The organism is Pseudomonas sp. GNP013, assembly GCF_054343995.1.
Map to the genome: position 1 here is coordinate 976739 of NZ_JBTGUT010000001.1, position 22231 is coordinate 998969.

21 protein-coding genes are annotated in these 22231 nt (G+C 63.6%); 19 read left to right on the forward strand and 2 right to left on the reverse strand.

Going from position 1 to position 22231, the window contains the following annotated elements:
• The first annotated feature begins 1 nt into the window (after position 1).
• The 12 genes from mltG (at position 2) to ACXX81_RS04565 (ending at position 11386) form a co-directional block, all read left to right on the forward strand.
• A complete protein-coding gene (mltG, locus tag ACXX81_RS04510; RefSeq protein ID WP_458571278.1) occupies positions 2-1108 on the forward strand; it encodes an endolytic transglycosylase MltG in 1107 nt (368 codons plus the stop codon).
• A 19-nt stretch (positions 1109-1127) separates the two neighbouring features.
• On the forward strand, positions 1128-1760 hold the full coding sequence (gene tmk, locus ACXX81_RS04515; RefSeq protein ID WP_231423773.1) for a dTMP kinase: 633 nt from the start codon (positions 1128-1130) through the stop codon (positions 1758-1760).
• On the forward strand, positions 1753-2742 hold the full coding sequence (locus tag ACXX81_RS04520) for a DNA polymerase III subunit delta' (RefSeq protein WP_015372760.1): 990 nt from the start codon (positions 1753-1755) through the stop codon (positions 2740-2742). The genes tmk and ACXX81_RS04520 overlap by 8 nt, the downstream gene beginning before the upstream one ends.
• 56 nt (positions 2743-2798) lie before the next feature.
• Positions 2799-3584, forward strand: coding sequence for a TatD family hydrolase (locus ACXX81_RS04525; protein ID WP_209983934.1), 786 nt, complete (start codon positions 2799-2801; stop codon positions 3582-3584).
• A 443-nt stretch (positions 3585-4027) separates the two neighbouring features.
• Positions 4028-4696 carry a TetR/AcrR family transcriptional regulator gene (locus tag ACXX81_RS04530; RefSeq protein WP_209983933.1) on the forward strand — a complete coding sequence of 223 codons (669 nt, stop codon included), beginning with the start codon at positions 4028-4030 and terminating at the stop codon, positions 4694-4696.
• Positions 4697-4835: 139 nt separating this feature from the next.
• Complete coding sequence (locus ACXX81_RS04535; protein ID WP_209983931.1) at positions 4836-5804, forward strand: GTP 3',8-cyclase MoaA; 969 nt, start codon at positions 4836-4838, stop codon at positions 5802-5804.
• 138 nt (positions 5805-5942) lie between these two features.
• Positions 5943-6548, forward strand: a complete 606-nt coding sequence (locus tag ACXX81_RS04540; RefSeq protein ID WP_003233456.1) for a DUF4823 domain-containing protein — start codon at positions 5943-5945, stop codon at positions 6546-6548.
• 16 nt (positions 6549-6564) lie between these two features.
• Positions 6565-7125, forward strand: coding sequence for a DUF1285 domain-containing protein (locus ACXX81_RS04545; protein ID WP_458571279.1), 561 nt, complete (start codon positions 6565-6567; stop codon positions 7123-7125).
• 70 nt (positions 7126-7195) lie between these two features.
• Positions 7196-7909: a GntR family transcriptional regulator gene (locus ACXX81_RS04550; protein ID WP_209983926.1), complete on the forward strand. Its 714-nt coding sequence runs from the start codon at positions 7196-7198 to the stop codon at positions 7907-7909.
• Positions 7906-8907, forward strand: coding sequence for an ADP-ribosylglycohydrolase family protein (locus ACXX81_RS04555; protein ID WP_458571280.1), 1002 nt, complete (start codon positions 7906-7908; stop codon positions 8905-8907). The genes ACXX81_RS04550 and ACXX81_RS04555 overlap by 4 nt, the downstream gene beginning before the upstream one ends.
• A gap of 102 nt (positions 8908-9009) precedes the next feature.
• A complete protein-coding gene (locus ACXX81_RS04560) occupies positions 9010-10476 on the forward strand; it encodes a purine-cytosine permease family protein (protein ID WP_209983921.1) in 1467 nt (488 codons plus the stop codon).
• Positions 10469-11386 carry a PfkB family carbohydrate kinase gene (locus ACXX81_RS04565; protein ID WP_458571281.1) on the forward strand — a complete coding sequence of 306 codons (918 nt, stop codon included), beginning with the start codon at positions 10469-10471 and terminating at the stop codon, positions 11384-11386. The genes ACXX81_RS04560 and ACXX81_RS04565 overlap by 8 nt, the downstream gene beginning before the upstream one ends.
• Before the next feature lie 136 nt (positions 11387-11522).
• Here ACXX81_RS04565 and ACXX81_RS04570 read toward each other — a convergent pair whose 3' ends face one another.
• Complete coding sequence (locus ACXX81_RS04570) at positions 11523-11789, reverse strand: hypothetical protein (RefSeq protein WP_057010104.1); 267 nt, start codon at positions 11787-11789, stop codon at positions 11523-11525.
• A 51-nt stretch (positions 11790-11840) separates the two neighbouring features.
• Positions 11841-12179: a hypothetical protein gene (locus ACXX81_RS04575; RefSeq protein ID WP_209983918.1), complete on the reverse strand. Its 339-nt coding sequence runs from the start codon at positions 12177-12179 to the stop codon at positions 11841-11843.
• Positions 12180-12498: 319 nt separating this feature from the next.
• Here ACXX81_RS04575 and ACXX81_RS04580 point away from each other — a divergent pair, with 319 nt between their 5' ends.
• The 7 genes from ACXX81_RS04580 to araH all read left to right on the forward strand — a co-directional run bounded on the left by ACXX81_RS04580 (position 12499) and on the right by araH (position 22198).
• On the forward strand, positions 12499-16536 hold the full coding sequence (locus ACXX81_RS04580) for a Pls/PosA family non-ribosomal peptide synthetase (RefSeq protein WP_458571282.1): 4038 nt from the start codon (positions 12499-12501) through the stop codon (positions 16534-16536).
• The gene (locus ACXX81_RS04585) at positions 16491-17090 is read left to right on the forward strand and encodes a 4'-phosphopantetheinyl transferase family protein (RefSeq protein WP_458571283.1); all 600 of its coding nucleotides are present in this window, start codon (positions 16491-16493) and stop codon (positions 17088-17090) included. Before ACXX81_RS04580 ends, ACXX81_RS04585 begins: the two co-directional genes overlap by 46 nt.
• A 65-nt stretch (positions 17091-17155) precedes the next feature.
• Positions 17156-17635 (forward strand): GNAT family N-acetyltransferase, encoded by a 480-nt coding sequence (locus ACXX81_RS04590; RefSeq protein WP_003193496.1) that lies wholly within the window; start codon positions 17156-17158, stop codon positions 17633-17635.
• 236 nt (positions 17636-17871) lie between these two features.
• Positions 17872-18693, forward strand: a complete 822-nt coding sequence (locus ACXX81_RS04595) for an SDR family oxidoreductase (RefSeq protein ID WP_209983914.1) — start codon at positions 17872-17874, stop codon at positions 18691-18693.
• A gap of 32 nt (positions 18694-18725) precedes the next feature.
• Positions 18726-19721 (forward strand): substrate-binding domain-containing protein, encoded by a 996-nt coding sequence (locus tag ACXX81_RS04600; protein WP_245229013.1) that lies wholly within the window; start codon positions 18726-18728, stop codon positions 19719-19721.
• Positions 19718-21220 (forward strand): L-arabinose ABC transporter ATP-binding protein AraG, encoded by a 1503-nt coding sequence (araG, locus tag ACXX81_RS04605; protein WP_458571284.1) that lies wholly within the window; start codon positions 19718-19720, stop codon positions 21218-21220. Before ACXX81_RS04600 ends, araG begins: the two co-directional genes overlap by 4 nt.
• A 9-nt stretch (positions 21221-21229) precedes the next feature.
• Positions 21230-22198 carry an L-arabinose ABC transporter permease AraH gene (gene araH, locus ACXX81_RS04610; RefSeq protein WP_069665466.1) on the forward strand — a complete coding sequence of 323 codons (969 nt, stop codon included), beginning with the start codon at positions 21230-21232 and terminating at the stop codon, positions 22196-22198.
• Positions 22199-22231: the final 33 nt, after the last annotated feature.

Below are 22231 nucleotides of genomic sequence, written 5' to 3' on the forward strand. Positions count from 1 at the left end.
GTTGATACGAAAACTGATTGTACTGCTGCTGATCGGCCTGTTCTCGGCAGCGTTGCTGGTGGGGGTTGGCGCCTGGAAATACGAGTCTGCCTTCAAGCAGCCGTTGAAATTGTCCCAGGAGCAATTACTCGACGTACCGGCCGGGGCCACCCCGACCGGCACGTTCAACCGCCTGGAAAACGAAGGCGTGATCGACGGTGCCTTCTGGTTGCGTCTGTACTGGCGTTTCAACCTCGACGGCCAGCCGCTGCACAGCGGCGAATACCGCATGACCCCAGGCATGACGGCCCAGGACCTGATTGGTCTGTGGCAGCGCGGCGAAGTGGTGCAATACAGCCTGACCCTGGTCGAAGGCTGGAATTTCCGCCAGGTGCGGTCCGCGCTGGCCAGGCACGACAAGATCGTGCAATCCCTTTCCGGTCTCAGCGACAGTGAAGTGATGGACAAGCTCGGTCATCCCGGCGTGTTCCCCGAGGGGCGCTTCTTCCCGGATACCTACCGCTTCGTGCGTGGCATGAGCGATGTCGAACTTCTGAAAAAAGCCTACAACCGCCTGGACGACGTACTCGCCCAGGAGTGGAGCAAGCGCGCCGCCGATGTGCCGTATACCGACCCTTACCAGGCGCTGATCATGGCGTCCCTGGTAGAGAAGGAAACCGGTGTGCCGGAAGAGCGCGCGCAGATCGCCGGGGTGTTTGTGCGCCGCCTGAAGATCGGCATGCAGTTGCAGACCGATCCCACCGTGATCTACGGCCTGGGTGAGCGCTACAACGGCAAGTTGACCCGCGCTCACCTCAAGGAAGCCAACCCCTATAACACCTACATGATTGCCGGCCTGCCGCCGACACCGATTGCCATGGTCGGCCGCGAGGCGATCCATGCCGCGTTGAACCCGGCGCCGGGCAGCAGCCTGTATTTCGTTGCCCGTGGCGATGGCAGCCATATCTTCTCCGACGACCTGGATGCGCATAATGCCGCCGTGCGCGAGTTTCAGCTCAAGCGCCGCGCCGATTACCGCTCCAGCCCGGCGCCGGCGGTGAAGCCGCTGGACGAAGTGACGCCGCCGGCCGACGCCCCGGTCGAGCCCGCGCCGCAAAGCCCGCAATGACTCTGACTAAGGACCGCCTGTGACTGGCCTGTTTATTACCCTGGAAGGCCCGGAAGGCGCCGGCAAGAGCACCAACCGCGATTATTTGGCCGAGCGCCTGCGTGCGCAGGGTATCGAAGTGGTATTGACCCGCGAACCTGGCGGCACGCCCCTGGCCGAGCGCATCCGCGACGTACTGCTGGCCCCGGCGGATGAGCCGATGAACCCCGACACCGAGCTGCTGCTGGTGTTCGCCGCCCGTGCCCAGCACCTGGCCGAAGTGATTCGCCCGGCCCTGGCGCGCGGTGCGGTGGTGATCTGCGACCGGTTTACCGATTCCACCTACGCCTATCAAGGCGGTGGCCGGGGCCTGTGCCTTGAGCGCATCGCCAGCCTGGAAACCTTCGTGCAGGGCGATTTGCGTCCCGACCTGACGCTGCTGTTCGACCTGCCGGTGGACGTGGGCATGGCCCGCGCGAGTGCTCGTGGCCGCCTGGACCGGTTCGAGCTGGAAGGCCATGGCTTCTTCGATGCCGTACGCAGCGCCTTTATTCGCCGCGCCGAGGCCGAGCCTGCGCGTTATCACCTGCTGGACGCCGCCCAGCCGCTGGCCCGGGTGCAACAGAATATCGACGCCTTGCTGCCCACTTTGCTGGAGCGCGCCCGTGGCTGAAGCCTACCCGTGGCAGGACGGCCTTTGGCAGCAACTGGCCGGCCGTGCCCAGCACGCCCATGCCTATCTGCTGCACGGGCCGATCGGCATCGGCAAACGCGCCCTGGCCGAGCGCCTGATGGCCAGCCTGCTGTGCCAGCGCCCGGTCAACCTGCACGCTTGCGGTGAGTGCAAGTCCTGCCTGCTGCTCAAGGCCGGCAGCCACCCGGACAACTACCTCCTGGAACCTGAGGAAGCGGACAAGGCGATCAAGGTCGACCAGGTGCGCGATCTTGTCAGTTTCGTGGTGCAAACCGCGCAGATGGGCGGGCGCAAGGTGGTGCTGATCGAGCCGGTGGAAGCGATGAACATCAACGCCGCCAACGCCCTGCTCAAAAGTCTGGAAGAACCGTCCGGCGACACCGTACTGCTGCTGGTGAGCCACCAGTCCAGCCGTCTGTTACCGACCATTCGCAGCCGCTGCGTGCAGCAGGCATGCCCATTACCCAGTGAGGCCATGAGCCTGCAATGGCTGGCGCAGGCGCTGCCGGACTGCGGCGAAGAAGAACGCGTGGAGCTGCTGACCCTGGCCGCCGGTTCACCCTTGGCCGCCGTAAAGCTGCAGGCTCAGGGCGTTCGCGAACAGCGCGCGCTGGTGGTGGACGGTGTGAAGAAGCTGCTCAAGCAAGAATTGTCCGCCACGCAACTGGCCGAAACCGCGTGGAAGGATATTCCGCTGCTGCTGTTGTTCGATTGGTTCTGCGACTGGTCGAGCCTGATCCTGCGCTATCAGTTGACCCAGGACGAAAGCGGCCTGGGTTTGCCGGATATGCGCAAGGTGGTGCAATACCTTGCGCAGAAAAGTGCGCAGGACAAGGTGCTGGCGATCCAGGACTGGATCCTCGCCCAGCGCCAGAAGGTACTCGGCAAGGCCAACCTCAATCGCGTGCTGTTGCTTGAAGCGCTGCTGGTGCAGTGGGTCGGCCTGCTCGGCCGCCGTTAATTTCCACGGCCGACGGGTGTATCGTTGGCCCGCCACTTCTGAAGTCGTGATTTCCTATGCTCGTAGACTCCCATTGCCACCTCGACCGTCTTGACCTCGCCCAGCACGGCGGCTCCCTCGATGCCGCCCTGGAAGCGGCACGCCAGCGCGGGGTAGGGCACTTTCTGTGCATCGGCGTCAGCGCCGAGAACGCCGCCGACGTCAAGGCGCTGGCTGAGCGCTATGCCGATGTGGATTGCTCGGTGGGCATCCACCCGCTCGACCTCAAGCCCGGGGAGGCCCCGGCCCTCGACTGGCTGCTCGGCGAACTCGACCATCCGCGCGTGGTGGCCATCGGTGAAACCGGCCTGGACTACCACTACGAGCCCGAAGCCGCCGAGGTGCAGCAGGCCTCGTTCCGCCTTCACCTGCAAGCGGCCGGGCAGACCGGCAAACCGGTGATCGTCCACACCCGTGGCGCCCGCGCCGACACCCTGACCCTGCTGCGCGAAGCCGCGCTGCCACAGGCGGGCGTACTGCACTGCTTCACCGAAGATTGGGACATGGCCAAGGCCGCTCTGGACCTGGGCTTCTACATTTCACTGTCGGGCATCGTCACCTTCCGCAACGCCGATGCACTGCGCGATGTGGCCCGCCAGGTACCCGCCGACCGTTTGCTGGTGGAGACCGACTCGCCGTACCTGGCGCCGATCCCCCATCGCGGCAAGCCGAACCTGCCGGAATACGTGCGCGACGTGGCGGATTACCTGGCGATGCTGCGCGGGGAGTCTTACGAGCGTTTTGCCGAGCAGACGACCGAGAACTTCAAGCGCTTATTCCCCCTGGCACACGTCGCCGGCTGACCCGCTCAAATCGCAGGCAAAAAAAACCCGGGTTCTGGGGGGGTGAATCCGGGTTAAGACCATTAGGAGTTAACAAGGGCACTCAGTCCGTCGGTACCCAGGTCGCCGCGTCACTTGGGGGAGATGCCGCGCCGACAGTTGAAGTATTGATCAGTATTGGATTCAGTCCAGTCGCGACTGATCGTTTTTTAAACAGATTTGGAATACGCGCGCTTCCCTTGAGTTCTCATTGGGCAGGCACCGGGGCGGATTTCGCGTATTGTTTTTGACTGGTACGGGTAAAAACGTTGGCGTATTGAAGGTAAAGTGCCGGACGGGTTCACATAGGCGTTGCTCAACGACCGTTCAGTCGGGATAATCCCTCGCACCGGGTAAATCGTATCGCCGCGTATCCGTGGCCCTGCGCGAACCCTCCCATTCCGACCTCTGCAGAACTCTTCCTCATGCACAAAGAACCCCGTAAGGTCCGTGAGTTTCGCCGCCGTGAGCAGGAAATTCTCGACACCGCACTCAAGTTGTTTCTCGACCAGGGTGAAGACAGCGTCACCGTCGAGATGATCGCGGATGCCGTGGGTATCGGCAAAGGCACCATCTACAAGCACTTCAAGTCCAAGGCCGAGATCTACCTGCGCCTGATGCTCGACTACGAGCGTGATTTGAACGCGCTGCTGCACTCGGCCGACGTCGACAAGGACAAGGAAGCCCTGTCGCGGGCCTACTTCGAGTTCCGCATGCGGGACCCGCAGCGCTACCGCCTGTTCGATCGTCTGGAAGAGAAGGTGGTCAAAGGCCATCAAGTGCCGGAAATGGTCGAGGAACTGCACAAGATCCGCGCTTCCAACTTCGAACGCCTGACCTTGTTAATCAAAGGTCGCATCAGCGAAGGCAAGCTCGAAGACGTGCCGCCATACTTCCACTACTGCGCGGCCTGGGCTTTGGTGCATGGCGCCGTGGCGCTGTATCACTCGCCGTTCTGGAGCAATGTATTGGAAGACCAGGAAGGCTTTTTCCAGTTCCTGATGGACATCGGTGTGCGCATGGGCAACAAGCGCAAGCACAGCAGCGACCAGCCCGCCGCGGAGCCGAAAACCGGCGAGACCCCGGCCACGTGAGTCATTCGCCACGGTGATGGCGTGATGATTTACTGCCGGGCGCATTACCCCAGGAATATACTCAGGCATGGACCTTGCTAAAAGCTGAGTTATAAGTCAGTTTTCAGTGCGCCCGAATTATCCGCTGCCGGAGTGATCCATGATCGTTGATCGTCAAGGCAGGCGTTTTCGCAATTTGCGAATCAGCCTGACCTCAGCCTGCAATTACGCGTGTACCTACTGCGTGCCCGATGGCAAGCGGCTGGTGGCTGCCCAGGACGAACTCTCGGCCCAGGCCATGGCCCGTGGCGTGGCGTACCTGATCGAAGCGGCCGGTATCGACCGTCTGCGCATCACCGGCGGCGAGCCGCTGGTGAGCCCCAAGCTGGAAGCCTTCATGGGCGCCGTGGGGCAGATGGGGCTCAGTGATATCAGCCTGACCACCAATGGCCAGTTGCTCGCACGCAAACTGCCGCTGCTGGTGGACGCCGGTATTCGGCGCATCAATGTCTCTCTCGACACCCTGGACGCCGACGCTTTTCGCAGCATCGCCCGTGGCGGCGACCTGGCCACCGTCCTCGACGGCATGGACCAGGCCCGCGCCGCCGGCATCAAGATCAAGGTCAACATGGTGCCGCTGCGCGGGCAGAACCTCGACCAGGTCATGCCGCTGCTCGACTACTGCCTGGAGCGCGGCTATGAATTGCGCTTTATCGAATTGATGCGCATGGGCCATCTGGCGAGGGATTCCAACGCGTTCCTGCAGCAATTCGTCAGCCTGCAGCAACTGCTCAGCCTGATCGGCGAGCATCACGAATACCTGCAGGCCAACGCTCCCGTGGATGCCACGGCGGTACGTTATGAAGTGCCGGGCAAAGGCTTCTTCGGGGTGATCGCCAACGAGAGTGTGCCGTTCTGCCGTACCTGTTCGCGATTGCGGCTGTCGTCCACAGGTTGGTTGCACGGTTGCCTGTCGTCGAGTAACCGTCACTACGTCGGCGACCTGCTGGACAAGCCGCGCCATCAGGCACTGCCGGCCCTGCAAGGCTTGCTGATGAAGGCCCTGGGCGACAAACAGGAAGTAGCCTTTTCGGGCGGGGCAACAATCATGAAAATCATCGGCGGCTAACGCTATCCCGTGATTTCACAGCATCCATGTGGGAGGGGGCTTGCTCCCACATTTGATTTGGTTTCCCTGGAGCTGGCGCAGAATCTGCATCTCGTGCCCATTCGCCGGTTTTCCGTCACCGGCTTCTGGAGAATTGGGATGCGTAGTCTGGTTTTGTTGCTGGCGTCGTTGGCGCTGGGTGGTTGCATGACCGTCAGCGATATGGCCGAAGGCACTCGCTATCAAATGAGCGATGCCGGGTTACTCGACCATAGCGACACTCGCCGGACAGCCTCCGTGCGCATACAACCGGATTCCTTCGTCTTTATTGCCCAGGGCAGCTTCGTGCCCCCAGGCAGCGCCTACCCGCGCCCGAATGTGGTGGCCGAAGAAGCCTTCAACGGTTTCGTCGAGTATTTCCCCATGGTGCGCCGCGCCCGTAAACCCGAAGGTCTCGAACAGGCGATGTCCGAGGCCCGTGCGGCCGGTGCCCACTACCTGTTGTACTGCCGCTTTGCCGCCGCCGATGACCGTATCGGCAACGCCGACGAATGGTCGGATCAGGAGGCGCTTGACCGGGTAGGGCTGGACAGCGGCGTGATCCAGATCATGCTGATCGAGACCAGCACCCAGTATTTGATCGATACTGCACGTATTCGCAGTCGTGGCGGTTTACTGACGTTCCACGACAACAGGCCACAGGACCTGATTGCCCGCCCGCTCGCGCAATACGCGCGCAGCCTGCTGGGCATGAGCAATCAGTAACAACAAGGAGACCCCCATGACCGATTCCGCCAAGGCCAACGATCTGTTGGCGCAACTGCCCAAGGGCAAAGGGCCGGCGCCGGTGCATCTGTGGAACCCGGATTTCTGCGGCAACATCGACATGCGCATCGCCCGCGACGGCACCTGGTTCTATCAAGGCACGCCGATCGGGCGCAAGCCGATGGTCAAGCTGTTCTCCAACATCATCCGCCGCGACGGCGATGATTACTTTCTGATTACACCCGTGGAAAAAGTCGGCATCAGCGTGGATGACGCGCCGTTTGTGGCCGTTACCCTCGAGGTGCAAGGGCAGGGCGAAAGCCAGGTGCTGCGCTTTACCACCAACGTTGATGACGTTGTCGAGGCCGGCCAGGAACACCCGCTGCGGGTGGTCACCGACCCCGTCACCCAGCAACCTTCGCCTTATTTGCGCGTGCGCACCAACCTCGAAGCCCTGGTCCATCGCAATGTGTTCTACCAATTGGTGGAGCTTGCGGTGAGCCGTCCGATCAACGGCAGTCACTGGCTTGGGGTATGGAGCGGCGGGGTATTTTTCCCCATCGGCCTGGAGCCCTGAGGCCGCGATTTTCATCTCCCTGAAATAATTCGCTTGCTGCGACCCTGCGCTTTCGGTTATCAATTTGTACATGATTAGACATGTTCGATTTGATAAGAAAAAACGCGTCGTCGACGAGCTCATCCGCCGTATCGAAGCCGGGGTGATGGTCGACGGTTTCCTGCTGCCGGGCGAGCACCAGTTGGCGGAGGAGTTCGCGGTCAGCCGCGGCACCCTGCGTGAAGCGCTGGCCGAACTCAAGCGCCGCAATTACATCGCGACCCAGAGCGGCGTCGGCTCCATCGTCACCTTTGACGGCATGGTGCTGGACCAGCACAGCGGCTGGGCCCAGGCCCTGGCGGACACTGGCGCACGGGTCAACACCGATATCCTGCGCCTTGAAGCCGTGACCCGCAGCGACTTGCTCAGCCGCTTCGGCAGTGACCAGTTCATTGCCCTCGACCGGCGTCGGCGCACCACCGAAGGCACCGCCGTGTCCCTGGAGCGCTCGCTGATGCCCGCGTCCGGTGGCCTGGAAAGCCTGCCCCGCGTCGGCCTGATCGACAACTCCCTGACCATCACCCTGGCCGCCTACGGTTTCATTGGCGCCGCCGGCGACCAATGGATAGGCGCCGAGCCCCTGAACGATGAAGACGCCCGCTTGCTGGGCCGCCCCACGGGCACGGTGTTTCTCAAGGCTTCGCGCACCACATACGATCGGCGCGAGCGTTTCATGGAGTACGTCGAAAGCCTGCTCGACCCCGTGCACTTTCGCCTGCACCTGCAGTTTGGAGCTTCAAAATGACCCAAGAAAATCGCGCACTCGCCGCGTTCCAGGGCCTGGCCCTGGGCGATGCGCTCGGCATGCCCACGCAGTCCCTGAGCCGCGAACAGGTGCAGCAGCGCTTCGGCGCGATCACCGCCCTTGAAGCGGCCGGGCCCGATCAGCCCATCGCACCGAACATGCCCGCCGGCTCCATCACCGATGACACCGAGCAGGCGATCCTGGTGGGCCAATTGCTGGTGGAGGGTCGGGGCAACATCGAGCCCACCGTGCTCGCCCAGCGCCTGATCGACTGGGAAGCGGCGATGCGCGCCAAGGGCTCCCAGGACCTGCTGGGCCCGTCCACCAAACGCGCCATCGACATGATCCTGGCCGGCCATACGCCGGAAGAATCAGGGCGCTACGGCACCACCAACGGCGCGGCCATGCGCATCACGCCGGTGGGGATTGCCGCCGATATCAGCGACCCGGCGCGCTTCATCCAGGCGGTGATCCAGGCGTGCCAGGTCACCCACAACACCAGCCTGGGCATCTCCAGCGCGGCGGCAGTGGCGGCGGTGGTGTCGGCCGGCATCAATGGTGCGGACCTGGGCGAAGCCCTGAACATCGGCGTGCAGATCGCGCAAAAGGCCGAAGGCCACGGCCACTGGATCGCCGGCGGACGTATCTCCACGCGCATCAGTTGGGCACGCACCTTGAGCGTCGGCAGCGGCGACAAAGCTCTGTTCGCCGACTTGCTCTACGAACTGATCGGCACGTCCGTCGCTTCGCAGGAATCGGTGGTGGTGTCATTTGCCCTGGCCCAACAGGTGGCGGTCGGCGCGATGAACGCGTTTGAAGCCGTGTGCCTGGCCGCGAGCCTGGGCGGTGACACCGATACCATCGCCGCGATTCTCGGCGCCATGCTCGGCGCGTGCCTGGGTATGCAGTGCTGGCCGCAGGCATTGATTGAACAGGTCAAGAGCGTGAATGACCTGGACTTGCAGCCGTTGGTCCAGGGGCTGCTCGCATTGCGGTAACGCCACAGATCAAAAAAATCGCATTGAGTCAGGACAGCTGACTACAGCTTCAACTTGAAGATTTGCCACAACCACAACAATACAGGCACCAGGAGCACCCCCATGAGCACCCCTTCTTCCGGCCAAAGCGCCGGGCAATTGGAAACACGCGGCATCGAACCGGTCCCGGAAGGCGAGTGCAACGGCCATCCGCTGCAATTGTTCTGGGTGTGGTTCGCTGCCAACATCAGCATCCTCGGCCTGCCGCTCGGCGCCACGCTGGTAGCGTTTCGTGGCCTGGCCATCTGGCAGGCGATCATCGTCGCGATTCTCGGCGCCGCTGGCTCCTTTGCGGTGGTGGGGATCATTTCCATCGCCGGCCGTCGTGGCCGTGCGCCCAGCCTGACCCTGTCGCGCGCGATTTTCGGTGTGCGTGGCAATATCGGCCCGACGCTGGTGTCGCTGATGTCGCGCCTGGGCTGGGAAACCGTCAACACCACCACAGCCGCCTTTGTGCTGCTGTCGCTGTGTTCGATCCTGTTCGGCTCGCCGGTCGAGGCCAAGAGTGCACCTGTGCTCACGCTGATCTTCATCGGCATCTTCGTGCTGCTGACCCTGGCGGTCTCCGGTCTGGGCCATGCCACCCTGCTGGTGATCCAGAAGTGGGCCACCTACGTGTTCGGCGCCTTGAACATCCTGGTGGGCGGCTTCCTCTGCGCCACCATCGACTGGAGCGCGGTATTCAACGCCACCCCGGCACCCCTGAGCGCGATGATCATCGGCGTCGGCACCATGGCAGCCGGCACCGGCATCGGCTGGGCCAACGCCGGTGCCGACATGTCGCGCTACCAGCACCGCAGCGTCAAGGCGGTGCGTCTGGTGGCGTCCGCCGCGTTCGGTGCAGGCATCCCGCTGGTGCTGCTGATCACCCTCGGTGGCCTGCTGTCGGTGGGCAACAACGACCTGGCCTCGGCCACCGACCCGATCATCGCGATCCGCGACATGCTGCCCACCTGGATGGCCGTGCCGTACCTGATCACTGCGTTCGGCGGGCTGCTGCTGTCGAACAACCTGTCGGTGTACTCGGCCGGTCTTACCACCTTGACCCTCGGCCTGAAGGTCAAGCGCGTGCACGCAGTGATCGTCGATATCGTGGCGATCTTCGCCGGCTCCATCTACTTCATGCTGATCGCCGACAGCTTCTACGGCCCCTTCATCACCTTCATCTCGCTGCTGGCAGTGCCGATCACCGCGTGGGTCGGGATCTTCGTGGTCGACCTGATCCATCGTCATTACTACAGCCCCAAGGACCTGCTGGACGTGAGCCCGAGCAGCGCCTACTGGTATCGCGGCGGCGTGGAGTGGCGCGCCTTCGGCGCCTGGGCCGTGGCCATTGTGCTGGGCTTCAGTTTCACCACCATCGGCACCACCGCCGAAAACATCTGGTTCGCCGGGCCGCTGTCCGACTCTTGGCTGGGCCACAACGGCCTCGGCTGGATCGTGACCTTCCTGGTGGCCGGCGGGATCTATGCGGTATTGGGCGGGGCGACTGACCGGCGTCCGGCGTTGGTCGAGCATGCCCATGTCTAGATTGCTGCACACCGGCCAGGTCATCGTCGACCTAGTCATGGCCCTCGACACCCTGCCTGCCAGCGGCGGTGACGTGCTGGCGCAAACGGCCAGTTTCGCAACCGGCGGCGGCTTCAACGTCATGGCGGCCGCGCGCCGTAATGGTCTGCCGGTGGTGTACCTCGGCCGCCACGGCAACGGCCGCTTTGGCGACCTGGCCCGCGCGGCGATGCAGGCCGAGGGCATCGAGATGGCCCTGCCGGCCAGCAGCGCCAAGGACACCGGTTTGTGCGTGGCGCTGACCGAAGCCAGCACCGAGCGCACGTTCATTTCCCACATGGGCGCCGAAGGGGAATTGAGTGCCGAGGACCTGGCCGGCGTGGTGCCCGCTGCCGACGATTACGTGTATGTCAGCGGCTACAGCCTGTTGCTCGACGGCAAGGCGCAGCCGTTGATCGACTGGCTGCTGGCATTGCCCCGGCAGATCGTGGTGGTGTTCGACCCGGGGCCACTGGTCAAGGCGCCGGAGTCGGCGCTAATGCGCACACTGTTGCCGCGCATCGACATCTGGACCAGCAACGGGCCGGAAGTCCTGGCATTCACTGGCGCGGCGGATATCGCCACGGCGTTGCCATCGCTCAAGCAGCACCTGAACGCCGACACGCTATTGGTGGTGCGAGATGGCCCGAACGGTTGCTGGGTTGGGCGAGGCTCGGCGATTGAACATGTGCCGGGCTTCAAGGTGCAGGCAGTAGACAGCAATGGCGCGGGGGATGCGCATGCGGGTGTGTTCATCGCAGGTTTGGCCAAAGGCTTGCCGCCCGCAGAGGCCGCACGCCATGCCAACGCCGCCGCGGCGCTGGCCGTCACACGCTGGGGCCCGGCCACATCACCTGGCACCGTCGAACTCAACGCCTTCCTCGGCGGCTAAACACAAACCCAATGTGGGAGGGGGCTTGCCCCCGATAGCGGTGTATCAGAGCTGGATCAGCCAACTGACACACCGCCATCGGGGGCAAGCCCCCTCCCACATTTACATCATTTACATCAGCCGGACCCGCAATGGATCACTGAGTGCTTTCACCATCAAGCTTGCGCGCTTCATCCACGCCCGAGGCGGTCAGCTTGATGGGCAGGTTCAGCGAATATTCGCCGGCGTCGTCGGTGGTCACATGTCCATCCTTGATGAACCCACGGTCCTGGAGAAACGCCAGCACACTGGCAACCTCCTTTTCGCCGCGGTAGTTATCCAGCACCTCCTTGCCCAGACCTTGCGGGTGAGCGTGCAACAGGCGGGTGAGGACTTCTTTCTCAAGGTTTCTATCGACGTTCATGCGTACCTCTTCACTGGGAAATGATCGGCTGTTCGTCTTGCTCTCGATGCATCAAGGCGCGGGTTGTTTTGGCGCGCCTGGCACGTTCGAGTCGTTACCGGTATTGATTTTCGGCTCGTTGACCGACGGACCCATCTTGCCATTGCCCACGGCGGCCGGTGCCTTGCGGTCGGTGTCGTGGCCCTTGGTGTGCGGGTCGGCGGCGTTGCTGTTGTCGATAACCGCGCCCCCGTTGGTGTCCAGGCCCGTGCCCATGGATTTCTGCGACTCGGTGGTGGCGTTCGGCGTCGGGTCGGTCGGGCCGGTGGTGGCGGTGGCCGCCATGGCGCTCAGCGAGGCAGCGGACAGCAGGCCGGTGAGGGCGAGGGCAGCAAACTTGGAATTCTTCATGAGGGTGTCTCCATATGATTAATGTCCTTACCCCTTATTGGTCAGCGCCCCTTTGCGGTTCGTGCCTTGATGCCGACGAACGGTCTTAGGGCACCTGTAAGATTTTGTGTACCGCACGCGCAGTCGTTCAACCGCCGTACAGCTGGCCTTTGCGATAGTCCTCTGGCGTTGTTCAGGTCTTCGGGTATCTGTCGCATTCCAGACAGAACCCAGGGGGCCCATTCGCCCAGGTGTGTATCGAGGGTGATACCAAGTGGACACGCAACATTACGTATCGGCGCCTTAACCGGATGGCCCCCACACAGCGAACACTGCCGCCATGACTACCGTGAGCTTGCTGAAAGACCCCGTAAACACGCGCCCTGACGAGGTGTTGTACGGTCCCCTCCAGCCTGAACTGTTGCGTGACGAGGTGCTCGCCGACCTGCTCGAGGCCACCGCTAAACGTGATCCCCAGCAGGTAGCGCTGATCGACGGCGAGCGCCAGCTCAGCTACGGCGAGTTGGATCGCCAGGCCGCCTGTGTGGCTTCGCGGCTGATCGAGGCGGGGGTGCGGCCGGGGCAGATCGTCGGCCTGTGGATGCCGCGCGGCATGCAGCTATTGGTGATGCAGGCCGGCATCGCCAAGGCCGGCGCTGCCTGGCTGCCGATGGACGAGGACACGCCGCTCGAACGCCTGCAAGTGTGCATGGAGGATGCCCAGGCGGTCGGCGTTGTTTGCGCACACGGCAGCGCACCGGCGCTGGCTGAGGTTGGACTTGTCGCCTGGTGCGCAGACGATCTGCTCGCGCCGCTGCAAGGTGCGTTGCAACGCCGCAGCGGTGCCCGGCCCGAAGACCCGGCCTACGTCATCTATACCTCGGGCTCCACCGGCAAACCCAAGGGCATCCTGATTTCCCAGGGCAGCATCTGCCACTTCCTGCGCAGCGAGAACGCGATTCTCGGCATCCAGGCCAGCGACCGCGTCTACCAGGGTTTTTCCGTGGCCTTCGACATGTCGTTCGAGGAAATCTGGATTGCCTACCTGGTGGGCGCCACCCTGTGGCTTGGCCCCAAGGACATCACCGGCGACCCCGAAGCTCTGCCGCGCATGCTCACCCGCCAGCGCATCAGCGTGCTGCACGCGGTGCCCACCTTGCTGGCGCTGTTCAGTGAAGACGTGCCAAGCCTGCGCCTGATCAACCTCGGCGGCGAAATGTGCCCCGAATCGCTGGTGGAGCGTTGGAGTCGACCCGGTCGGCAAATTTTCAACACCTATGGCCCCACCGAAGCCACCGTTTCCGCCAGCCTGGCGCGGTTGCAGCCTGGCACTGCGGTGACCATCGGCACGCCGCTGCCCAACTACGGATTGCTGGTGATCGAAACCGACCTGGCCCCGGGCGCTACGCCGACCCTGCTGGCGCGCGGGCAGACCGGCGAGCTGTGCATCATCGGCCCTGGCCTGGCGGCGGGCTACCTGGGGCGCCCGGACCTGACCCGCGAAAAGTTCATCGACAACCCTTGGGCCAGCGGCTACCACGACGAGCGCCTGTACCGCACCGGCGACCTCGCGCGCATCGACGCCGATGGGCAAGTGGTGTGCCTGGGGCGCGCCGATGATCAGGTGAAGATCCGGGGATTTCGCGTCGAACTGGGCGAAATCGAAGCCTTGCTTGCCCAGCAGCCAGGCGTGGGCACGGTCGCGGTGCTGTTGCGCAACGACGCCGGCATGGATCAGTTGATTGCCTACCTGGTGGCGGAGGGCGGCGTGCCGGTCGAAGGCCTGCCGGCGCAGTTGCGCAAAGCCTTGCAGGCGCGCCTGCCGGCGTACATGGTACCCAGCCGCTTCGAACTGCTCGACAGCATGCCGCGCCTCACTTCCGGCAAGATCGACCGCAAAACCCTCAAGGCACGTCCGCTCGGCGTCGACACCAGCGGCGCGAGCCTGGAGTCGGACAGCCCGGAAACCCCCGGCGAAAGCGTACTGTTCGCCGCCCTGCACACACTCTTCCCCGGCCAGCCGATTCGTCGCGAGGCCGACTTTTTCAGCGACCTGGGCGGCCACTCGTTTTTCGCCGCGCGACTGGCCTCTGCGTTGCGCGCCGACCCACGCTTCGCCCACATCACCGTGCGCGATATCTATCAGCAGCGCCGCGTCGGCGCGATTGCGCAGGTGTTGCAAGCCATGCCGCAACCGGCTGCGCAACAAGCCGCCTGGACCCCGCCGTCGACGCTGGCGCGCTGGCGCTGCGGGTTGGCCCAGGCCGCGCTGCTGCCGGCGATGGTGTGCCTGCGCATGAGCCAGTGGCTGGCGCCGTTTTTCACCTATCACTACCTCACCGGCGGTCCCGGCGACTCGGTGGCCTTGGCCACGGCGGCGTCCATCGGCGTATTCCTGCTGGCGACGCTGGTGCAGTTCGTGCTGGCCATCGCCGGCAAATGGCTGATCGCCGGGCGGCTGAAACCGGGCGTCTACCCGTTGTGGGGGCTGACCTATTTTCGCTGGTGGGCCGCGTCGCGCATGATCGAGTCGGCGCCGGTCTACCTGCTCAGCGGCTCTTCGCTGTACAGCCTGTGGCTGCGGGCGCTCGGCGCCAGGGTTGGGCGCGAGGTCAATATCGGCTCCCTCGGCGTGCGCGTTCCCGACCTGTTGCACATCGGCGATGAGGTCAGCATCGGCAACGGTGTGAGCCTGGAAAACGCCCGCGTCGAGCGCGGCCAACTGCATCTTGGGCAGGTCACGCTCGACAACAATGCCTGCCTGGGCTCCTACACAATTCTGGAAGGCAACACGGCGCTCGGCCGCAGCGCCCACCTGCAAGGGCAATCGGCGCTGGCCGACGGTGCGAGTGTGCCGGCCGAGCGCATCTGGAGCGGGTCACCTGCCGTCGATATCGGCGCGTTCGACCCCGCCAGCCTGCCGCCCAGGCCGGTGGTGGGGCGTGGGCAATTGCTGCTGGAAAACCTGTTCTACGGGGTCGGCATCCTGCTGATCGCCACGCTGTTTTTCATCCCAGTGTTCCCGACGTTTTTCCTTATCGATTGGTTCGATGAGCAGCAGATCCTGCCCTGGCTGCAGGCGCAAAACGTGGGCGTACAACTGCTGCGTTACTTTGCCCTGGCCCTGCCGGCTGCTGCCGTGCTGATCGTGGCCATGGTGCTGATTTCGGCAGCGCTGCGCTGGGCCGTGCTGCCGCGCCTAAAACCGGGCAACTACCCGGTGCACAGCCGGGTGTATTGCAGCAAGTGGCTGGTGAGCCATATTCAGGAAGCCAGCCTCAACGTGTTGTCCGGCCTGTATGCGACGGTTTACGCGCCACTGTGGTATCGCCTGCTGGGCGCGAAGGTGGGCCGCGATGCGGAAATATCCACCGCTCAGGGCGTGATCCCCGACATGCTGACCCTGGGCGATGAAACCTTTATCGCCGACGCCGTGATGCTCGGCGATGAACAGGTCGACGGCGGTTGGATGCGCATTCAGCCGACCGTGGTGTCGCACCGCAGCTTCGTCGGCAACGGCAGCTACATTCCCGACGGCACGACGTTGCCCGAGAACGTGCTGATCGGTGTGCATTCCCGCGCGCCGCTCAACGCCGAGATTGCCAGCGGCGACACCTGGCTCGGCTCGCCGCCGATCAACCTGCCGGCGCGCGAACAGGTCAGTGGCTACCCGGACCACCTGACGTTCCGCCCCTCGCCGTGGCGTCGTCTGGCCCGTGGCAGCATCGAGGGCCTGCGCATCGTGTTGCCCCACGCCACGGTGATCGCCGTGGGCTACACGGTCATGATCGACCTGATGCCAGTGGCGCAGGACGAACGCTGGGGCGCGGTGTTCGGTTACCTGGCGCTGATCGGCCTGGCCTACAGCCTGGGCAACTACCTGTTGGTGGCGGCGTTGAAATGGCTGGTGCTGGGGCGCTATCGCAAGCGCTGCGAAGCGATGTGGACGCCTTTTGTGTGGCTGTCCGAAGGCATCACCAGCCTTTACGAAGGCATGGCCGCGCCCAATTTCATGAGCTACCTGCGCGGCACGCCGTGGCTGCCGCTGGCGTTTCGCGGCCTCGGCTGCAGGATCGGCCGTGGCGTGTACATGGACACCACCGACATCACCGAATTTGATTGCGTGAGCATCGGCGACCACAGCGAATTGAACGCCGGCGCCTGCCCGCAGACGCACCTGTTCGAAGACCGCGTGATGAAAATCGACCGTGTGCTGATCGGTGCACGGGTGTACATGGGGCCGCGCAGTGCGGTGCTCTACAGCGCCGAGGTCGGCGACGGCGCGCGGCTGGGGCCGCTGACCCTGGTGATGAAGGGCGAGAGCATCCCGGCGTGCAGCAGCTGGGTGGGCTGCCCGGCGGCACCGGCACGCGCCTGATGCCGGTGCCCGTGTGCATGTGGCCGGATGCGGTGCCGCGTTGGCAGGCCGGCATTCTGCTGCTTGGCTTGCGGCACATGCTCGGCACCACGCGCGATGCGGCGCGCACGCGCGTGCGTGAGGTGCTCCTGCAACTGCTGGAGGTGCCGGGCTGCAGCATCGAAGCGTCCGCCGGGGCCGGGCAGGCACCGCAGATTCTGGTGCCAGGGCATGCGCGTGCCGGGCTGTCCATCAGTCACGACGGCGATTTTTCGGTAGCGGCGGTGCATCTGCATGGCCCGGTGGGTGTGGATGTAATGGCCGTGCAGGAGACTGCGGACTGGCGCGGTGTTGCCAGCGATTACCTGGGCCCGCAGGTGCTGGCGCGATTGTGCGCGGCGAACCAGGCGCAGCGGGCGCGTCTGTTTGCCCGCGCCTGGTGCGAGCGCGAGGCGCGGCTCAAATGTGCGGGGCTGGGCTTGAGCGAATGGTCGGCAGAGTCGCAGCCGCCGGCCCGCACCCTGGAGCTGGCGTTGCCGGCGGGGCTGGTCGGCGCATTGGCGCTGCCGGTATGAATTGCGCTGCATTCAGTCATGAAACGGCCTTAGTATGTGTGTTTTGAAACTGCCAAGGCTCACCCATGACCATCGAGATTCGCCCCGCCGTGCCCAGCGATGCTGCGCAGATCCTGACTTTCATCACCGAGCTTGCCGAATATGAGAAGGCCCGGCATGAAGTGATCGCCAGCGTGGTGGATATCGAACGCAGCCTGTTCAGCGAGGGTGCCACCGCCCATGGCCTGATCTGCCTGCGCGACGGTTTGCCGATTGGGTTCGCGGTGTTCTTTTTCAGTTATTCCACGTGGCTGGGCAGCAACTGCCTGTACCTGGAAGACCTCTACATCAACCCGGAACAGCGCGGCGGCGGCGCGGGCAAGAAGTTGCTGCGCCACCTGGCCAAAATCGCCTGCGACAATGGCTGCGGGCGTTTCGAATGGAGCGTGCTGGACTGGAACGAGCCGGCGATTGCCTTCTACAAGTCCATCGGTGCCCAGCCTCAGGAAGAGTGGGTGCGCTACCGCATGGAAGGCGACGCGTTGCGCGACTTTGCCCTTGGCTGACGTACATCTCTGAAAACACTGAAGATCAACGGTGGGAGGGGGCTTGCTCGCAATTGCTGAGTGTCAGTCAGTACATCTGAAGCTGACACACCGCTATCGGGAGCAAGCCCCCTCCCACAGTGTTTGTGTCTTTTCTCACTATGTGGGATGTAAATTTATATATTGAGATATTTCAGGCTCCGGGTTTATAGTCGCCTGCATCAGCACTCACTGCCAAAAATAAAACAGGTGAAGCGATGCAGGCACAACCGTTGTCACTCCCCGCCGTGCCCGAGCCGGTTTACGGCGAGCGGCTGAAGAACAAGGTGGTGATCATCACCGGTGCCGCCCAGGGCATTGGCGAGGCCATCGTGGCCTGTTTCCAGGCTCAGCAGGCGCGCCTGGTAATCGCCGATATCCAAGCCGACAAGGTCGAGAAGGTCGCTGCCCATTGGCGCGAACGCGGCGCCGAAATTTACGCGCAAGCGGTCGACATCACCTGCAAAGCGCAATGGCAGGCGCTGGTCGACATGGCCATCGAGCGCTTCGGTCGCGTCGATGTGCTGGTCAACTGCGCCGGGGTCAACGTATTCCGCGACCCGCTGGAGATGACCGACGACGACTGGCGCCGCTGCTTTGCCATCGACCTGGACGGCGCCTGGTACGGCTGCCGCAGTGTGTTGCCGCACATGATCGAGCAGGGCATCGGCAACATCATCAACATCGCGTCCACCCATTCCAGCCACATCATTCCCGGCTGCTTCCCGTACCCCGTTGCCAAGCACGGCCTGCTCGGCCTGACCCGCGCCCTGGGCATCGAGTACGCGCCCAAGGGCATCCGCGTGAATGCGATCGCACCGGGCTATATCGAAACCCAGCTTAACGTCGATTACTGGAACGCCTTTCCCGATCCCCACGCCGAACGCCAGCGCGCGTTCGACCTGCACCCGCCCAAGCGCATCGGCCAGCCCATCGAGGTGGCGATGACCGCGCTGTTCCTGGCGACCGACGAGGCGCCCTTTATCAATGCCACCTGCCTGATGATCGATGGCGGGCGGTCTGTGATGTACCACGACTGAAACGTTGCTCAATAACAAGAATGAGGTGGTTCATGCTGGTTAAAAACAGGCTTAAGAAAACCCTGGGCGCCGTGGCGTTTGCATTGGCCTTCAGTGGGACTGTTTGCGCTGAAGAAGTAAAAATCGGCTTCCTGGTCAAACAGGCTGAAGAACCCTGGTTCCAGACCGAATGGGCCTTCGCCGAAAAAGCCGGCAAGGAACACGGTTTCACCGTGATCAAGATCGCCGTGCCCGATGGCGAGAAAACCCTCTCGGCCATCGACAGCCTGGCCGCCAACGGCGCCAAGGGCTTTGTGATCTGCCCGCCGGACGTGTCCCTCGGCCCGGCCATCGTCGCCAAGGCCAAGGCCAACGGCCTCAAGGTGATTGCCGTGGACGACCGTTTCGTCGACGCCAAGGGCGCGTTCATGGAAGACGTGCCGTACCTGGGCATGGCCGCGTTCGAAGTGGGCCAGAAGCAGGGCGCCGCGATGGCCGCCGAAGCGAAAAAACGTGGCTGGGACTGGAAGGACACCTACGCGGTGATCAACACCTTCAACGAGCTCGACACCGGTAAAAAACGCACCGACGGTTCGATCAAATCCCTCGAAGAAGCCGGCATTCCCAAGGACCATATCCTCACTGCCGCGCTTAAAACCCTCGACGTTCCGGGCAGCATGGACGCCACCAACTCGGCGCTGGTCAAGCTGCCCAGCGGCGCGAAAAACCTGATCATCGGCGGCATGAACGACAACACCGTGCTCGGCGGCGTGCGCGCCACGGAAAGCGCCGGGTTTGCGGCGGCCAACGTGATCGGCATCGGCATCAACGGCACCGACGCCATCGGCGAATTGAAGAAGGCCAACAGCGGTTTCTTCGGCTCGATGCTGCCCAGCCCGCACATCGAGGGCTACAACACAGCGCTGATGATGTACGAGTGGGTCACCAAGGGCACCGAACCGCCGAAATACACGGCGATGGACGAAGTGACGCTGATCACCCGGGAAAACTTCAAGGAAGAACTGACCAAAATCGGGCTGTGGAAATGAGTGCGGCCGCCCTGCGTTTTGAGGGTATCGGCAAAACCTTTCCCGGGGTCAAGGCGCTGGACGGCATCTGCTTTACCGCCCAGCCGGGCCAGGTGCATGCGCTGATGGGCGAGAACGGCGCGGGCAAGTCGACGCTGCTGAAGATTCTTGGCGGCGCCTACATTCCCAGCAGTGGTTCGGTGCAGATCGGCGCGCAGACCATGGCGTTCAAATGCGCCGCTGACAGCATTGCCAGCGGCGTGGCGGTGATTCACCAGGAACTGCACCTGGTGCCGGAAATGAGCGTGGCGGAGAACCTGTTCCTCGGGCACCTGCCGTCGCGCTTGGGCGTGGTCAACGGCGGCCTGCTGCGCAAGCAGGCGCTGGCGTGCCTCAAGGGCCTGGCCGATGAAATCGACCCGGATGAAAAGCTCGGTCGCCTGTCCCTGGGCCAGCGCCAACTGGTGGAAATCGCCAAGGCGCTGTCCCGTGGCGCCCATGTGATCGCCTTCGATGAACCCACCAGCAGCCTCTCGGCGCGGGAAATCGACCGGCTGATGGCGATCATCGCGCGCCTGCGCGATGAGGGCAAAGTGGTGCTCTACGTGTCGCATCGCATGGAAGAGGTGTTCCGCATCTGCGACGCGGTCACGGTGTTCAAGGACGGGCGCTACGTGCGCACGTTCGAGGACATGAGCGCGCTGACCCACGACCAGCTGGTGACCTGCATGGTCGGGCGCGATATCCAGGACATCTACGACTACCGTCCGCGCGAGCACGGTGAGGTGGCGCTCAAGGTCGATGGGCTGCTTGGGCCAGGCTTGCGTGAGCCGGTCAGCTTTGCGGTGCGCAAGGGCGAGATTCTCGGGCTGTTCGGGCTGGTGGGGGCAGGGCGCACCGAGCTGTTTCGGCTGCTCTCCGGGCTGCAGCGCAGCACGGCAGGGCAGCTGGAGCTGTGCGGCGAAACCCTGCACCTGCGCTCACCGCGCGATGCCATCGACGCCGGCGTGCTGCTGTGCCCGGAAGACCGCAAGAAGGAAGGCATCATTCCGCTGTCCAGCGTGGCGGAAAACATCAACATCAGCGCCCGTGGCGCCCATGCCGCGTTTGGCTGGCTGCTGCGCGAGAAGTGGGAGAAGGGCAACGCCGGCCAGCAGATCCAGGCGATGAAGGTGAAGACGCCCAACGCCGAGCAGAAAATCATGTACCTGTCCGGCGGCAATCAGCAGAAGGCCATTCTCGGCCGCTGGCTGTCGATGCCGATGAAGGTGCTGCTGCTCGATGAGCCGACCCGGGGCATCGACATCGGCGCCAAGTCGGAGATCTACCAGATCATCCATAACCTGGCCGCCAGCGGCATTGCGGTGATCGTGGTGTCCAGTGACCTGATGGAAGTGATGGGGATTTCCGACCGCATTCTGGTGCTGTGCGAAGGCGCCCTGCGCGGCGAACAACGGCGTGAACACGCCACTGAATCCAACTTGCTGCAGCTGGCCTTGCCGCGCGGCCCGGCCCACTGAGAGACGACTATGACGACCCAAGACAACGCGCTGCCCAAAGCGCGCAAACCCCTGGACCTGCGCGCGCTGCTGGATAACTGGGCGATGCTGCTGGCGGCGGTGAGCATCTTCGTGCTGTGCGCCTTGCTCATCGACAACTTCCTCTCGCCGCTGAACATGCGCGGCCTCGGCCTGGCGATTTCCACGGTGGGCATCGCCGCCTGCACCATGCTGTTCTGCCTGGCGTCGGGGCACTTCGATTTATCGGTGGGCTCGGTGATCGCCTGCGCCGGCGTGGTCGCGGCCATTGTGATGCGCGACACCGACAGCGTGATGCTGGGCATCGGCGCTGCCCTGGGGATGGGCCTGCTGGTGGGGCTGATCAACGGCATCGTGATCGCCAAGCTGCGGGTCAATGCGTTGATCACGACGCTGGCGACCATGCAGATCGTGCGCGGCCTGGCCTATATCTTTGCCGACGGCAAGGCGGTGGGCGTGTCCCAGGATCAGTTCTTCATCTTCGGCAACGGCCAGTTGCTGGGCGTGCCGGTGCCGATCCTGATCACCATCGTGTGCTTTGTGTTCTTCGGCTGGCTGCTCAACTACACCACCTACGGGCGCAACACCATGGCCATCGGTGGCAACCCGGAAGCGGCGCTGCTGGCGGGGGTCAACGTTGACCGCACCAAGATCATCATCTTCGCCGTGCACGGCCTGATCGGCGCCCTGGCCGGCGTGATCCTCGCCTCGCGCATGACCTCGGGCCAGCCGATGATCGGCCAGGGTTTCGAGCTGACGGTAATTTCCGCCTGCGTGCTGGGCGGGGTGTCGCTGAGCGGCGGCATCGGCATGATCCGCCACGTGATTGCCGGGGTGCTGATTCTGGCGATCATTGAAAACGCGATGAACCTGAAGAACATCGACACGTTTTATCAATACGTGATCCGCGGTTCGATCCTGTTGCTGGCGGTGGTCATCGACCGCATGAAGCAACGCTGACCTCAGAATCGTATGAGGCAAATGTGGGAGGGG